Source organism: Actinoplanes sp. NPDC051405, from assembly GCF_055586185.1.
Genome location: NZ_JBVJIR010000017.1, coordinates 22,447 through 36,576 on the forward strand (window position 1 = coordinate 22,447; position 14,130 = coordinate 36,576).

The 14,130-nt window shown below is 71.1% G+C and carries 12 protein-coding genes; 2 read left to right on the forward strand and 10 right to left on the reverse strand.

Going from position 1 to position 14,130, the window contains the following annotated elements:
• Positions 1–5 precede the first annotated feature (5 nt).
• The 6 genes from ACZ6S4_RS31920 to ACZ6S4_RS31945 are packed head-to-tail and all read right to left on the reverse strand — an operon-like array spanning position 6 to position 7,935.
• The gene (locus ACZ6S4_RS31920) at positions 6–1,037 is read right to left on the reverse strand and encodes an endo alpha-1,4 polygalactosaminidase (RefSeq protein WP_465478465.1); all 1,032 of its coding nucleotides are present in this window, start codon (positions 1,035–1,037) and stop codon (positions 6–8) included.
• Positions 1,034–1,933 (reverse strand): NAD-dependent epimerase/dehydratase family protein, encoded by a 900-nt coding sequence (locus ACZ6S4_RS31925; RefSeq protein WP_465478466.1) that lies wholly within the window; start codon positions 1,931–1,933, stop codon positions 1,034–1,036. The genes ACZ6S4_RS31920 and ACZ6S4_RS31925 overlap by 4 nt, the downstream gene beginning before the upstream one ends.
• A complete protein-coding gene (locus tag ACZ6S4_RS31930) occupies positions 1,930–2,655 on the reverse strand; it encodes a sugar phosphate nucleotidyltransferase (protein ID WP_465478467.1) in 726 nt (241 codons plus the stop codon). The genes ACZ6S4_RS31925 and ACZ6S4_RS31930 overlap by 4 nt, the downstream gene beginning before the upstream one ends.
• 28 nt (positions 2,656–2,683) lie before the next feature.
• Positions 2,684–4,207 carry a hypothetical protein gene (locus ACZ6S4_RS31935; RefSeq protein ID WP_465478468.1) on the reverse strand — a complete coding sequence of 508 codons (1,524 nt, stop codon included), beginning with the start codon at positions 4,205–4,207 and terminating at the stop codon, positions 2,684–2,686.
• The gene (pelF, locus tag ACZ6S4_RS31940) at positions 4,204–5,766 is read right to left on the reverse strand and encodes a GT4 family glycosyltransferase PelF (RefSeq protein WP_465478469.1); all 1,563 of its coding nucleotides are present in this window, start codon (positions 5,764–5,766) and stop codon (positions 4,204–4,206) included. Before pelF ends, ACZ6S4_RS31935 begins: the two co-directional genes overlap by 4 nt.
• A 27-nt stretch (positions 5,767–5,793) precedes the next feature.
• Complete coding sequence (locus ACZ6S4_RS31945; protein ID WP_465478470.1) at positions 5,794–7,935, reverse strand: Agd3-related carbohydrate-binding protein; 2,142 nt, start codon at positions 7,933–7,935, stop codon at positions 5,794–5,796.
• Between the two features lie 632 nt (positions 7,936–8,567).
• Between ACZ6S4_RS31945 and ACZ6S4_RS31950 the strand changes: the two genes are divergently transcribed.
• On the forward strand, positions 8,568–9,608 hold the full coding sequence (locus tag ACZ6S4_RS31950; RefSeq protein WP_465478471.1) for a glycerophosphodiester phosphodiesterase family protein: 1,041 nt from the start codon (positions 8,568–8,570) through the stop codon (positions 9,606–9,608).
• Between the two features lie 4 nt (positions 9,609–9,612).
• Complete coding sequence (locus tag ACZ6S4_RS31955) at positions 9,613–10,062, forward strand: MaoC family dehydratase (protein WP_465478472.1); 450 nt, start codon at positions 9,613–9,615, stop codon at positions 10,060–10,062.
• A gap of 46 nt (positions 10,063–10,108) precedes the next feature.
• On the opposite strand, the gene ACZ6S4_RS31960 is transcribed toward ACZ6S4_RS31955, so the two are convergent.
• From ACZ6S4_RS31960 to ACZ6S4_RS31975, 4 genes are all read right to left on the reverse strand, one after another.
• The gene (locus ACZ6S4_RS31960; protein ID WP_465478473.1) at positions 10,109–11,158 is read right to left on the reverse strand and encodes a M14 family zinc carboxypeptidase; all 1,050 of its coding nucleotides are present in this window, start codon (positions 11,156–11,158) and stop codon (positions 10,109–10,111) included.
• Positions 11,159–11,214: 56 nt separating this feature from the next.
• Entirely contained in the window at positions 11,215–11,925 is a 711-nt protein-coding gene (locus tag ACZ6S4_RS31965; RefSeq protein ID WP_465478474.1) for a hypothetical protein, read from the reverse strand.
• A 61-nt stretch (positions 11,926–11,986) separates the two neighbouring features.
• Positions 11,987–12,826: a hypothetical protein gene (locus ACZ6S4_RS31970; RefSeq protein WP_465478475.1), complete on the reverse strand. Its 840-nt coding sequence runs from the start codon at positions 12,824–12,826 to the stop codon at positions 11,987–11,989.
• Positions 12,823–14,097 carry a WXG100 family type VII secretion target gene (locus ACZ6S4_RS31975; RefSeq protein WP_465478476.1) on the reverse strand — a complete coding sequence of 425 codons (1,275 nt, stop codon included), beginning with the start codon at positions 14,095–14,097 and terminating at the stop codon, positions 12,823–12,825. Before ACZ6S4_RS31975 ends, ACZ6S4_RS31970 begins: the two co-directional genes overlap by 4 nt.
• Positions 14,098–14,130 lie beyond the last annotated feature (33 nt).

Genomic DNA, 14,130 nt, shown 5'->3' on the forward strand with positions numbered 1-14,130 from the left:
CAGGTTCAGGAGCAGGGTGGGGTGAGCCGGTCGAGTTCGAGCACGGTGACCGTGCCGGCGAAACGTTCGGTGCGGTACCGGCCGCACGCCGAGCGGATGTCGGCGGGCCGGGTGGCGTAGTCGACGCTGAGCACGAACTTGCCCGCGTCGCGCAGCGCCCGGGTGTCGGCGAGGTTCTCCGCGCACCAGTCCTGCGTGCACGGCTCGTCGGTGGCGAGGAAGAACAGCTCCTCCATCGCGATGCCGTCGATCGCCGCCGTGTAGCCGGGGTGGCGGCGCAGCTCGGGCGAGTTCTGCGGGACGATCAGGAAACCCGGCTGCCGGGCTTTGGCGTACGCGCTGATCCGCGCGATGAGCGCGGCCATCTCCCGGCCCAGCGCCGCGCGGTCGCGGCCCTGGGCGTAGCCGGGGTCGATCTGCTCGTAGGCCAGCGGGGTGTCGAGGTAGACCCCGTCGAAGCCGGCCCGCAGGGCCTGGTCGACCCGGCCCCGGACGACCCGGTCCCACCAGCGTTCGTCCCAGTAGCGGACGAAGTGCTCGCCCGGCCAGTCCGTCCACTCGTTGGCGATCAGGTCGGCGGCGTCGCGGCGCAGCGCCGGATACTCCGGCCGGAAGTCCTCGATGCTGCCGATCTCGAAGTACGCGAGCACCCGCTTGCCGGCCCGCCTGACCGTGCGGATCTCGTCGGCCCGGAAGTAGTCGGCGTGCGCGTCGCGGGCCAGGTCGACCACGGCGAGCTGGTAGGGCCCGGCGGCGATGCGGTCGAGCCGTCCCCCGGCGTACCCCTGGAGCTGATAGGCCCAGCTGGAGATCCGCCCCGGCCCGGACGTCGACGGCAGCGGCAGGGGTGCCACGGAGGCCGCGGGCGCGGAGACCGGCGGCAGGGTAACCGGCGGTGCGGAGGCAGCGGGCGTCGGGGAGCCGGCGGCGGTCGGTGCACGGTCTGTCCCGGTACGGGTCACCAGGATGCCGCTGACCGCCAGCGCCGCCACCACGATCACGGCCGCGAGCACGATCCCGCGCCGCCGGCGGGTCATCCGGCCTCACCCGCCGCCCAGATGTCCTTGATCGAGGTGGCCAGGTCACGGCCCGGCGCCCAGCCCAGCTCCTCGCGGGCCCGGCGCACGTCCGCCTGGATCCAGTCCACCGCCGCCGACCGCTGCGGCCCGGAGCCCTGCTCGCGGATCTCGCCGCGGTAGCCGGCCGTCTCGGCCAGCAGCTGCACGGCGGCCCGCGAGCGAACGGCGCGGCCGCTGCCCACGTTGAAGACCCGGTGCCGCAGCTGCGGCGGGCGCAGCACGGCCGGGACCATCGCGGCGAGGTCGCGGACGTCGACGAAGTCCCGGTACGCCGACAGCGGTCCCATGGTGATCCCGGCCGCCCCGGTGGCCAGCGCGGCCCGGATCCGTTCGGCGGCGCGGCCGAGCATGTTCTCCGCCGACATGCCGGGGCCGATCGGGTTGAACACGCGCAGCGACACCGCGTCGACCAGGCCGTTCTCCCCGGCGAGCTGGAACAGCCGGGTCCCGGCGAGGTGGCTGACGCCGTACGCGGCCACCGGTTGCAGTGGATCGTCCTCGGTGACGGCATGCCCGTGCGGGACCACGCCGTACTCCCCGGCGGAGCCGAGCCGGACCAGCCGCACGCCGGGCCGGGCCGCGGCGACCGCTTCCAGCAGTCTGGTCGCGACCAGGGTGTTGCCCCGGATGAGCTCGGAGTCGGTGCCGCCGAGGCGGCCGACGCAGCTGACGATCGCGGTGGGTGCGGCGTCGAGGATGACCCGGACCAGTCCGCGGTGGTCGCCGTCGATCAGGTCGTGGTCCCGGCGGCCGGGGCAGATCACCGCGCTGACCTGAGGATCGGCCTCCAGCGCGGCGCGCACGTGCCCGCCGATGAAGCCGGAGGCACCGAACAGGACGACCCGCTGACTCATACGGGTTCCTTGGAGCGCGGGAGCAGGATCGGCAGCAGGGTGTCGCAGGTGCGGTTGGCCTCGTCGTAGTCCTCGGGCCGGCCGATGTCGAGCCAGAAGCCGTCGAAGGCATAGGTGGCCGGGTGGTCACCGCGGTCCAGCAGGTCGAGCACCAACTGGTCGAACCCGAACGGCAGACCCGGAGGGTACGGCGTGAGCGCCTTGCGGGACATGCCGTAGACGCCCATGCTCACCGGATAACTGAGCACCGGCTTCTCCCGGAAGCCGACGATGCGCCCCTCCTCCACGTCCAGCACCCCGAAGTCGATCTTGTGGGTCTGCGCGGCGGTGGCCACCGTCAGCGAGCCGCCGCCGAGCATGTGCTCGGTGAGCAGCGCGGCGTAGTCGAGGTCGGTCAGGATGTCGCCGTTCATCACCAGGAAGTGGTCGGGCAGCGTGTGCTTGATGCCGAACAGCGGCCCGATGGTGGACAGCGGCACGTTCTCCTCGACGTAGTCGATGCGCAGCCCCCAGCGCGCCCCGTCCCCGACGAACGCCCTGATCAGCGGGCCGAGGTGGTTGATCGCCAGCGTCACGGACGTGAAGCCGAACGACGCGAGCTGATCCAGCACGATCTGCAGGATCGAATGGTTGTCACCGATCGGCATCAGCGGCTTGGGCAACGCCGTCGTGTACGGCCGCAGCCGGACGCCTTTGCCGCCGGCAAGGATCACTGCGTGCATCGCTGACCTGCCTCCCCACGTGTCGGAACTACCGGTAGTGCCGGGCCTGGCCGAGGATCGGGGCCAGGCCGAGCACAAAGAGCGCCTGGAGCAGCAGCACGCTGCCCAGGTAGAGCGAGGTGTCCACGAGCGCGGAGCCGGGGCGGCCCAGCAGCGGCGCGGCGCCGAGCAGCGCGCCCAGGCCGACGTGGACGGTGATCGCGGCGAGCATCGAGGCGCACAGCCAGCCGAAGCGCTCGCGCCCGGCGAGCAGGAAGGCCAGCAGGTACGCGCCGCCGAGCGCGACGTGGGCGGCCGTCATGACGACCCCCGCGCTGGACAACAGACCGGTCCAGAACAGCACTGCCACCATCGCCGCCGCCGGGAGCGCGGGTGCGAGCAGGCAGATCGCGACCTCCCGGGCCAGCAGCAGCCACACGCCGCGGACGAACTCCCGGGGCCGCTCGACCCGCCGCACGAGGGCGACCGCCTGCGGCCGGAACCGCTCCGCACGCCACTCGACCACGCCCATGGTCAGGATCAGCGGCGCGGCGGCGATGGCGATGTCGAGCCGGCCCAGCAGATACGGCGCCTCGGCGTGCAGCAGCAGGGCCGCCGAGCACAGCCCGTACGCGCTCACCCCGATCAGTGCCGGCACCTCCGGGCGCAGCGCGACCCGTAGCGAGGGCTCCTGCACGGCCGGCACCCGGCCGTGGTGCACGGCGAGCAGCATCGCGATCAGGAACCCGGCCAGCACACACCCGGCTGCCACGCCCACCGACCAGAGCTTGAGCCCCGACCCGAGGACCAGGTAGGCCGCGCCGACCAGGAAGGCCGGCGTCATGGCCAGGGCCAGCCACCGTTCCCGGCGGTAGAAGACCAGCACGGTGCTGGTGAGCTGGTAGGCCACCTGACAGGTGATCATGGCGATCAGCGCGGGGCCGCCGCCGGTGAACCAGACCAGCGCGCCGCCGGCGAGGGCGCCGGCGACCGGCGCGGACCCCGCGGCCACGGTGAGGATCCGGGCGGCGGAGCGGGGCCGGCCGAGACCGAGCATCCGGTACGCCCCGTGCGCGGCGGCACCGGCCCACACCCAGCCGAGCGTGCTGGCCAGGACCAGGCCCAGCACCAGCGACCGCCGCCCGACGATCGCCAGCACCGCCGGGAACGCGGTGCTCGGCAGCACGTACAGCGGGCCGTGGGCGATCAGGCGCAGGCTCTCCCGCCAGGCCCTGGGGTCGCGGGCGGTCGCTTCGCGGGGCTTGGGCAGCTGCGGGCCGAGCCGGCGGAACACCTCGGTGGCCAGGGCGAAGACGTCGTGGTAGCCGTACTCGACGCGGGCGCCGCGGTCGGTGAGCCCGTCGGCTTCGAGGGCGGCGGCCACGTGCAGCGAGTCGACCGCCTGGCCGAGCTGGGGGCGTACCCGTTCCACCAGGTCGTCCAGCGGATCCGTGGAGATCCTGGGCAGCAGCACGGTGTGCTCGCCCGGCCCGGCGGCGCGGTTCTTCGCCGCGGCCGCCATGATCGAGCCGAGCCGCTGCCGGTTCGGATCGAGCTCGCTGTCCAGACTCACCTGGACTCACCGTCCAGCTGCAGTTGCTGCTCGGCGGCGCGCTGGGCCGGGACGGCCACCCGGCCCTGGGCCTGACCGCGCAGGTGCCGCGGCGGCGGGGAGGCCTTGAGCGGCGTGGCCAGCCCTTCGTAGACGTTGCGGTACATCTCCAGCGAGCGCCGCAGGGTGAAGTGCTCGAGCACCCGGGCCCGGGCCATGATGCCGAGCCGGCGGCGCATCTCGTTGTCGCGCAACAGCTTCACGCACGCCTCGGCCACGGCCGCATAGTCGCGGGGCGGGACGACGAAGCCGGTGTCCCCCACCGCCTCCGCGACCCCGCCGACGTTGGTGCACACGGTCGGGCGCCCGCACGCCATGGCCTCCACCACCGTGTACGGGAAGCCCTCGGAGATGCTGGTCAGCGCGACGATGCTGCCCGCGTGGTACGCGTCGACGGCGTTGCCGACCCGGCCCTCCAGCACGGCGGCGCCGGTGAGACCGAGCTCCTCGATGAGCCGCTCGCAGCTCTCGTGATAGATCCGGTTGACCGCCGGGGTGCCACCGAAGATGCGCAGCCGGGCCTCCGGGATCTCGGCCCGGACCAGCGCGAACGCCCGGATCAGGGTGTGCAGGTCCTTGAGCGGGTCGACCCGGCCCATGTACGAGATCGTGGGCAGCTCGGGCTCGGTGGTGGCGGCCGGGAACTCCTCCGGCTCGACGCCGTTGTACATGGTCCACATGCGTTCCGGGTCGGCGCCGTTGTGCAGCTGCCAGCGCCGGTTGTACATGGAGTGCGGTGCGAGCACGTCGGTGATCAGGTACGCGGCGCCGGCCAGTTGCCGGAAGAAGCTGAGCACCAGCACCCGCACCGGGTGCGACGCGTCGTCGTGCAGGTGGGCGATGTAGCGCTCGCGCAGGTAGATGCCGTGCTCGGACATGACCAGCGGGGTGCCGTGCTTCCACTTGGCGGTCATGCCGACGAGCGTGGCCAGCCCGTTCATCGAGGAGTGCACGATGTCGGCCTGGACCGGGGTGGCGCTCAGCGGGCGCAGCATGTGCTCGATGAGCCAGGCCGCCTCGACGGCGTCGGCCACCGTGGGCGCCGGCCCGATCTCGTCGACGCGCAGGTCACGCCAGGCGTCGAGCATCATCGTCAGGGCCTGGTTGGACAGCAGCGCCCCGCTCAGGTCGCCGCCGTCGCTGGCGTACTCGAACATGCCGCGCAGGGCGAGCAGGAACATGCTGCGGCTGACGGCGCTCTGCTCGGAACGGGTGGCTTCCAGCGGGGTCACGAGCGCCCGCAGGAACACCTCGTACGACTCGGTGAAGGTGGCTCCGGGCCGGCGGCCCGGCCCCCGCCGGGAGCGGCGGCCGGGCGGCCGCGCACCCCACAGCGGGATCGAGTGGACCTGGCCGAGGTTGGTGGGGGCCGGGAAGACGGACTGCTCGGCGCCGTCGACGGTGAGCGCGACGACATCCCAGCGGTAGTCGGGCATGCCCTTGATGAGCTGCTCGCACCAGACGCTGACGCCGCCCATCGCGTACGGGTAGGTGCCCTCCGACACCAGCGCGATCTTCACCGGCCCCCCTCTACCAGGTCCTGCTCGTCACAGGTGCGGGACTGCGGTGACCGTGACGGCGGTGTTCGCCGCGAGGGCGAGCGTCGTCGTCACATCGGTGCCGTAGGTGCCGGCCCCGGTGCCCTGGGCGCCGCTGATCTGCACGGTGCCGGCGGCGGGCGAGGTGACCGTGATGGTGCCGGTGGACCGGTCGTAGACGGGGTCCACGCCGGCGCCGAGCTGCGCGAAGTGCGCGGTCCGGGTCGAGGTGTACGCCGCCAGCGCCGGCCAGTCCTGGTTGAGCAGCGGTACGGAGTAGAACCCCTCGTACTTGGTCATCACGGCGTCGATCCAGTCGGTCAGCAGCGTCTTGCCGGCGCCGTAGTCCCGGACGTTGCCGATGTGGAAGGTGTGCGAGTAGATCGCGCCCGACGACACGTGCCCGAGGGCCACGCCGGCCTCGTAGTCGATGATCTGCTCGTACGTGAGGTTGGCCGGCCAGTACGGGAAGCGCCCGTTCGGGCCGTAGAAGGAGTTGTAGAACGCCGTCTCCTCCTGCGGGGTGGTGACGAAGTAGGCGATGTTGGTCGGCCAGTCCGGCACCACCGAGATGCTCGGCTCCAGCGGGTGCACCTTGGCGGCGTTGAGGTTGGCCGGCACGTGGCTGGCGAACGACATGTTGCCGTGCAGGTACCGGACGTTCAGGTCCTTGGCCGCGCGCAGCAGCTCCGGGTTGGAGCCGGCGAGGCCGTGGTCGACCGGCGGGCTGGTGTCGTCGTCCGGGTTCGGGTTGTAGACGCCCAGGCCGGAGTACTCCGGGGTCTTGAGCACGCTGTCGGGAGCGTTCAGGCCGATCGCGTTGCCCGCCGCCCGGTTGTCGTTGATCTCCGCGTACGACGTGGCGTAGCTGGTGTTGTTCAGCTCCGGGTGGTTCAGCGTGTGGTTGACCCAGCGGAAGTTGTCCTTGAGGCACTTGGTGGTCGCGGTCAGTTCGGCGATGCCGCCGTTCGGGCTGCAGGCGCTGCCGGCGAACGGGTCGATGTCGGCGCCGTTGTACGCGATGTTGAGCTTGAAGTCGGCGGCCTGCGGGTGCGCGGCGCGCAGCGCGGTCTGCTGGTTGTCGAGGTTGACGGTGTCGTGCCCGCTGACCTGGAAGCCCGGCGTGTACTCGACGTGGCCGTCCGGGTAGTAGTGGTCCGAGGTGTTGAACCAGTCGTCGATGTCGACGTTGAGGTGGTGGCGCTGCTCACCGAGGAACATGCCCTTGCTCGCCCACCGCAGCATGCCGTAGACCAGCAGGTCGGAGTGCGTCAGGTACTGGTTCGAGGTGAACGTCAGCGCGAGCCGCTCCCGGCCGTCGGTGGAGGTGGTGCGCACGCCGAGCACGTCCGAGCCGTTGGTGATGGTGGCCTCGGCGCCGCAGCCCGGGGTGATCGCGGTGCGGTAGACGTACGACTGCACCAGCGGGATCTGGGCGGTGCTCTTCAGGTAGTCGAAGACGCCCGCGCCGGTCGCGGTGAGCGACAGGTTGATCGGGGTGCTGCCGACGCCGGTCTCACCGTTGGAGGTGAGGCAGTAGTTCTCCGGCCAGGTGCCGTAGCTGGTGTAGAGAGCGGCCTGGCGGACCCCGAAGTTGCGCTCGTACGCCCAGAGGATGTTCCACTCCGCGGGGTCGAGGCCGCTGAGGTAACTGCCGTTGGACTCGTACACCTGCATGCTGTTGGTGAGCAGGATCGCGTTGTAGCGGCCGACGCCGTCGGGACGCACGAGGGTGCTGGTGGTCAGCGGCGTGGTGGCGTCGTAGAGCACGTCGTAGGACGCGCCGACACGGTCCAAGGTGGTCTTCCAGGTGGCGACGCCGAAGTCGTTGGCGTCGGTGCCGATGACCAGCGCGCGCAGCGCGACCTGGTCGTTGAGACCGGCCGCCGCGGCGGCGGCCCGGGCCGGCTTGGCCGGCTTGACGACCTTGACGCTGCCGGTGCGCTTGGGCAGCGGGGCGGGACGCGCCTCGACGGGCCGGGCGACCTGGGCCAGACCGGGCACGTTCGGCGGTTGAACGGCGGGCTTGCCGAGCGCGCCGGTCGCCTGGGCGGCGGCCGGGCTCGAGGCGCCGAGCAGCACTGTCACGACTGCCGTCGCGACCAGGGCGATGCGCGTCGGTCGACGGCGCGCGGGACGAGTGGGGACCATCCAGTACCTCCAGAGCAGGGAAGGATCACCACAGGTGCCGTTAAGGAAATTGACACAGAGCGATCCCGGAGGTGGCCCACGATGAAGCCACGATGGACGGTAGCAACGATCGTCGGGACATTCGATGTCCCGTGGCTGACCCGGTTCGGCCGTTGACCGGTCCACGTAGGAGTGCTAGCGCCGTCAATTTATCGGCGCTGTTTTCACGTCCGTCTACATTACTGACTGAACTGTTAAGCATCGACTGACATGGGGATTCCCTTAAGTGATCTTAATGAAGGCGTAATAAACCAGACATGTAGCGGAAGCGTGACGGGGCGCAGTGGATCATGGCCCGCTGAGCGTCCGCACCCCTCAGATGATCAACTAGGGGTGATCAGCCACCGAAAATTCACGGGTTTAGAGGTCGATCGGGCCATGGCCGTATCCACCGTTGGGACAGGCTTTTCCGGTCACACGACGGCGCGGCGACCATTGACGAACCTCTCCGCCCGGGAAACGCGAAAACGGCCGGCCGAATCGGGGCCCGGCCGTTCACTGGTGCCCGAGAATGCATTCCCGTTACGTTTACGGTCCGGTAACCACCGCGGCTTAGCGTCGCAGGCTCAAATCCCGGAAAGGCGGAGGCCCCGATGCCACTGCGCCATCTGCTCGCCGCCCTGGCATTCGTACCGGTGCTGGCCGTGCCCGGAGCCGCCCAGGCCTCCCCCGCCGCCCGCTTCGACCTGCAGGCGCACCGCGGCGGCATCGGCATGACCACCGAGGAGTCCCTCGAGGGCTTCGGCAAGGCGCTGCGGCTGGGGGTCAGCACGCTGGAGCTGGACACCCAGCTCACCCGCGACCGCCGGGTCGTGGTCACCCACGACCGGCAGGTGAGCGCGCAGAAGTGCCGCGACACCGCGCCGGTCACGCCGGGCGACCCGCAGTTCCCGTACGTCGGCCGGTACGTCAAGGACCTGACGCTGGCGCAGCTCAGGACGATGGACTGCGGCTTCCAGCGGCTGCCCGGCTTCCCGGAGCAGGAGCAGATCAAGGGCCTGCGGATGGTCGAGCTGCGCCAGGTGTTCAACCTCGTCAAGCGCTACCGGGCCCACGGCGTGAAGCTGAACATCGAGACCAAGGTGGAGGCGGGCGCCCCCGAGCAGACCGCGCCCCGGGAGCTGTTCGTCCGCCGCGTCTTCGAGGAGATCCGCCGGTCCGGCCTGGAACGGCAGGTGACGATCCAGTCCTTCGACTGGGGCGCCCTGCGTGAGATGCACCGGCTGGCGCCCCGCTGGCCGCTGGTCGCGCTGACCAACCACGACTTCTTGCAGGTGGGCCTGCCGGGCGCCTCACCCTGGCTGGGCGGTCTCGACGCCGACGACTACGCCGGCGACTTCGTCCGGGCGGCGGACGCGATCCCGGGCGTGACGGCACTGTCCCCCGTGTACGGCTTCCCGCAGAACGGCAAGCTGGGCGACCCCGGCTTCCGCTTCTACCCGGACGCGGCGATGGTGCGCCGGGCCCACGAGCGCGGCCTGAAGCTGATCCCGTGGACCTGCGACGACCCGGCAACCGTCGCGGCGCTGATGGACCTCGGCGTGGACGGCATCATCACCAACTATCCGAACCGGGTCCGCGACCTGATGGCCGCGCGCGGCATGCGCCTGCCGAGGGCGTACCGGTCACACTGACCGGATGACCGCCTTCGACAGCATCGACGACCTGCTCGCCCGCGACGAGCTCGGAACCTCCGGCTGGCAGCTGATCGACCAGGCCCGGATCGACACGTTCGCCGACCTCACCGGCGACCACCAGTGGATCCACGTCGATCCGGAACGGGCCGCGAAGGAAGGCCCGTTCGGCGGCACGGTCGCGCACGGCGCGCTGACTCTGTCGCTGTGCGCGGCGTTCATCACCGAGATCGTCCAGGTCCGCGACGTGACCCGGGCGATCAACGTGGGCTTCGACCGGGTCCGCTTCCGCGCGCCGGTGCCGGTGGGCTCGCGGCTGCGCGGCACCGCGACGCTGCTCACGTCGCGGCGGATGGCCGGGTCGGCGCTGGCGACCATCCGGATCACGGCTGAGGTCGAGGGGCAGACCAAGCCGGCCTGCATCGCCGACCAGGTCCTGGCGTTCTACAACTGAGCTCCACCGGCGGCCCGGCCGGGCCGCCGGTGGAACCCGGTTCGGGTCAGGCGGCGTCGACGCGTGCCAGCGGGGACAGGACACCCGGCAGGGCGGGGCCACGGGCCGGGATCGCGTCCGCCCGCGCCGGATCGGCCTGCCGCAGTGATCCGTCCGCCGCCGCCTGCGCGGTGGCGATCATCGACACGAACGCGGTGCGGATCTGGAACTCCACCTGCTCGGCGGGCAGATCGGAGAGCTCCACGAGCAGCGACGCACTGCCCAGGATCCCGTACGCGTTGCGCGCGATGCCCTCGTAGTCGCCACCGGGATAGCGCGTCACGTTGGCCCCGGCCACCCGGGTCATCGCGGTGTCGTTGACCACCGCGAGCCGGCGCGCCGCGGTGACCGCCGGAGCCGGGGCCAGCGGGCTGGTCGGCCACAGGATCGACGCGGTGGTCTCCCGGCCGTCGGGCTGCAGGTAGCGGCCCTGCATGTGGTAGTCGATCACGACCTGCGGCCGGGTGGCCCGCCACAGCCGCAGGATCGCGCGCGACTCGGGCACCGGGTTGTCCCCGATGGGCGTGAGCGGGTTGTGGAAGCGGTTGATGTCGTACCCGACGCCCGGCTCGGTGTAGTCACCGGTGGCGGCCGGGTCGTGGTTGTAGCGCTGGTTGCGTACCGCGCCGTCCGGGTTGGCCTGCACCACGACATCGATGGTGACCCGGCAGAGCAGCCAGCGGTGCCAGGCCGTGCGGGGCACCCCGAGAGACCACAACAGGCGTACGGCGGCAGGCGTGCCCAGCGGCTCGTCGCCGTGCTGCTGGGTGACGTAGAGCAGCCGGGTGGGGCCGTGGCCGACGCTGGCCAGGCGCAACGCCCGGCCCTCGTTGCTGCGGCCGATGACGCCGAGCCGGACCCGGCCGTCACTGTCCCGGGCGATGCGTGCGAGGGAGCGACGGACCTCGTCCGGGCTGGGCCGCGCCGGGATGAGCCGGGCGGGCACCTCCGCCACGCCGGCCGGTGCGGCAGGCGCGGAGGTGCCCGCCCGGGCAGGAGCGGCCAGCAGAGTGGTGCTGAGCAGGACAGCGGTCACGGCGGCGGTGAGCGACTTCATCCGGGTTCCCCCTGATCGACGTTGATCGATGAGCGTCGCTCCACCGTACCGTTGAACTAGCCCGCTTTGCCGATCGACATGTACTGCACCGTGTCGCCCTTGAGCTCGAAGAGGATGGTCCAGCCGGTGTGGCCTTCGACCGGCAGCTCGTACGCGGTCTTGGAAGTGTTCTTGAGCCCCTTGCCGTCATAGGCCGCCTTCAGCTCGGCCACCGACGAACCCCGCTTGATCCCGGCCGGCGTCACGGCATCCTTCGGCGCGGCGATGGAGCTGAGCTTGCCGTCCCGGAAGGAGGCACCCCCGGCTCTGAGGTACGCCTCCAGCCGCTCCACCATGCGCTGCGTGGAATCGGCGTACGCCTTGGCGGCCCGGGCCGAACCGGCCGCGGAAGTGTCGGTGCCCGCGTCGGCCTTCTCGACAGCCTTCTCGAGCTTCTCGTCAGCGGCCATCCGCTTGGGATCAGGCTTCGGGCCACCGACGAACGAGTACACGTTCTTGCCGAGCACGGTCGAGACGGGCTCGGTCTGCAACTCCCCGGTGGCGAGGGCGTCCTTCTCGGACATGGTGATGGTCAGCTTGCCGAAGGAATCCGGGCCGAAGTACTTGACGGCCGGCGCACTGGAGGCGGCCGGTCCGGCACCGGCGACCGAGGCGGGCTCGGCGGTGGGAGTCTTGCAGGCGGCGGTGAGGCCGGCTACGGAAAGGGTCAGAACGCCGACGATGACCCGCCGGCGCCAGGTGAATCGATGAAGGTCCCCGTTATGCATGCGGGCAGCCTAGAACCCCCGCACCACCAAGATCTATCGACATATGCCACTTGTGACCGGGTCAACCGGCGCTGGGCCACGGCACGGGGTCCGGCACCCGTTGCCACCACCAGGCCCGCCCCTCGGCCGCAACCGGCTGGTCACGGGTGGCGGCGCGAAACGCGTCGTCGACCCGGGTGAGCGCCTCGGTGAAGTGGCCCTGAACCGCAGGCGGGATCCGGTCGGCGTCGGTGGCCAGGTCGTCCCGGTTCGCCAGATCCTCCTGGTAGTAGGCCTCCGGATACCAACCGTCCGGCGGCCAGCCCGACTCCATCCGTACGGTCAGCGCCTCCCAGGCCGCGAGCCGACCACACGCGGACCGCAGCACGTCCTCCCGCTCGGGAATCATCATCTCGCAAGCCAGCCAGCCCTCGAACTCGGCCGTGACCGGGGTCGGCATCCGATGCTCCCGGATCACCTCCGGCTGCGCCTCGACCCGGATCCCCGGCAGCCACGCGACCGGCTTCGCCACGGCATCGATAACGAGCACCGTCTCGCCTTCCTTGTCCTGCTCGTAGACGCGGGCCCGGGTCCGGGAGCCGTCCGGCAGTGCCATCCAGTACGCGCTGGGCGGCAACGGCTCGGCCGGGTACAACACCGGGAGCCCCAGGGACACGGCGAGCGATTCCGCGGCTTGCACCGCACCCGGCGGCTCAGGAACGGCCAGGTAGACATCCAAGGACCAGGAGAGATCACCCTGCACAGCTCGATAGGTGCACAGGACAGCCGCGTCCCAGTCGCGCTCCTCAGCCTCCGCGGCGGCGACGTCCACCGACTCCAGCGGGACGGAGGCCAGGCCGGCGAGCGCCGCGCTGAGCCGGGCTGTGTCGAGGTCACCGGCCAGGAGCAGGTCGTAGGTCATTCCGGGTAGGTCCCGTCGTAGATGGACTTCGCCTTGGCGATGGCTTCGGGATGGCTGACGTAACGGGGGTCACGGGTGAAGACACGCACGCTGTCCACGTCGCCTCCCGCCCGAGCGATCTCCTTCAACGCCGCGAACTCGTTGCGGTCCAGTTTCACAATGCCAGGGCCGGAGTCCGGGAACACGGTGCCACTCTGCTCGATGCCGTAAGTTCGGCCGTTGATCTCGTACCGGTTGATCTCGGGAAGCCACTCGGCCCGGCCGGCGGCGATCTGCGCGATGTCGTCGCGGATCGGGCCCTCGTTCCCGCGCAGGATCACGCTGTTGTCGCCTCTGACCTCGCCGTGCGCGGCGCCGGTCACTGTGTGGCGCTTGTTCGGCGGCTTGAGGTCCTTGCCGCGCGCAGCGCCAGGGACGTCATCGCGAACGGGCCATGGTGGTCCCGGAGGCGGAACGGCGGCACCTGAGGACGAGCCGGTGGATCCGGCACCGGTGCCCTGCTCGCCCTTGCCCGCGGACGCGTCGGCCCTGTTGACCTTGAGGTCGTGGACACGGTCGCCGAGCCGGCGCATCGCGTCGCCGAGCTTGCGCAGGCTGGCGATCAGGCCCTTGAGCCATCGGGCGATACGCGCGCCCCACGCGGCACACAGCGTGGTCACCTGCTCCACCACCAGCGGCGTCGCCAGGCCCGCCGTGGCGATCAGCTCGCCCGCATAGACGATCAACCGCGACACGACGGTCGCGACGGCGTCGCGGACCATGATCCGTACGGTGCCGATCAGAGTTCCGGCGGCTTCGGTCATCAGGGCCATCCCGTCGGCCGCCAGGCCGAGGGTTCCCAGGTTCTTCGCCCGGCGATCAGCGTGACCGCGATACGCGTCGCCGGCCGCGCCCGTCCACCCCTCGACGTCCCAGCGAACCGAGCGCACCAGCTCATCGGCCTCGTCGCGTAGACCGGCGGCGACATTGCGCCAGGTCTGCGCGTGCGCCGCGATCTGGGCCGGATCTCCCGCCAGCCAATCCAGAGCCTCGGACAACGGCTTCACATGCTCGATCAGCCACGCGATCCCGTACTGCAGCAACGCCCCCACCGGATCCGACACCAGGGCCAGCCCGTCCAGCCCCGCACCGACCACCCCGAGCGTGCCGTCGATCCAGGAGCCGTTCTGCACGCCGGAGATGATCTGCTCGACGTCCTCGGCGATCCAGACGCCCGCCCACGGGCTCGGGCCCTGCGCCGACGGCGCCGCGATCAGCGGGTTATCGGCCATCGGTCCTCGGCATGGCTGCCCTTCCCCCGGGAG

What these genes read in the sequence shown, in the direction of transcription:
- ACZ6S4_RS31965 (WP_465478474.1), bottom strand. Translation starts at nt 11,925, where the DNA reads ATGCATAACGGGGACCTTCATCGATTCACCTGGCGCCGGCGGGTCATC.
- ACZ6S4_RS31960 (WP_465478473.1), bottom strand. Translation starts at nt 11,158, where the DNA reads ATGAAGTCGCTCACCGCCGCCGTGACCGCTGTCCTGCTCAGCACCACT.
- ACZ6S4_RS31950 (WP_465478471.1), top strand. Translation starts at nt 8,568, where the DNA reads ATGCCACTGCGCCATCTGCTCGCCGCCCTGGCATTCGTACCGGTGCTG.
- ACZ6S4_RS31955 (WP_465478472.1), top strand. Translation starts at nt 9,613, where the DNA reads ATGACCGCCTTCGACAGCATCGACGACCTGCTCGCCCGCGACGAGCTC.
- ACZ6S4_RS31925 (WP_465478466.1), bottom strand. Translation starts at nt 1,933, where the DNA reads ATGAGTCAGCGGGTCGTCCTGTTCGGTGCCTCCGGCTTCATCGGCGGG.
- ACZ6S4_RS31920 (WP_465478465.1), bottom strand. Translation starts at nt 1,037, where the DNA reads ATGACCCGCCGGCGGCGCGGGATCGTGCTCGCGGCCGTGATCGTGGTG.
- ACZ6S4_RS31930 (WP_465478467.1), bottom strand. Translation starts at nt 2,655, where the DNA reads ATGCACGCAGTGATCCTTGCCGGCGGCAAAGGCGTCCGGCTGCGGCCG.
- ACZ6S4_RS31970 (WP_465478475.1), bottom strand. Translation starts at nt 12,826, where the DNA reads ATGACCTACGACCTGCTCCTGGCCGGTGACCTCGACACAGCCCGGCTC.
- ACZ6S4_RS31945 (WP_465478470.1), bottom strand. Translation starts at nt 7,935, where the DNA reads ATGGTCCCCACTCGTCCCGCGCGCCGTCGACCGACGCGCATCGCCCTG.
- ACZ6S4_RS31975 (WP_465478476.1), bottom strand. Translation starts at nt 14,097, where the DNA reads ATGGCCGATAACCCGCTGATCGCGGCGCCGTCGGCGCAGGGCCCGAGC.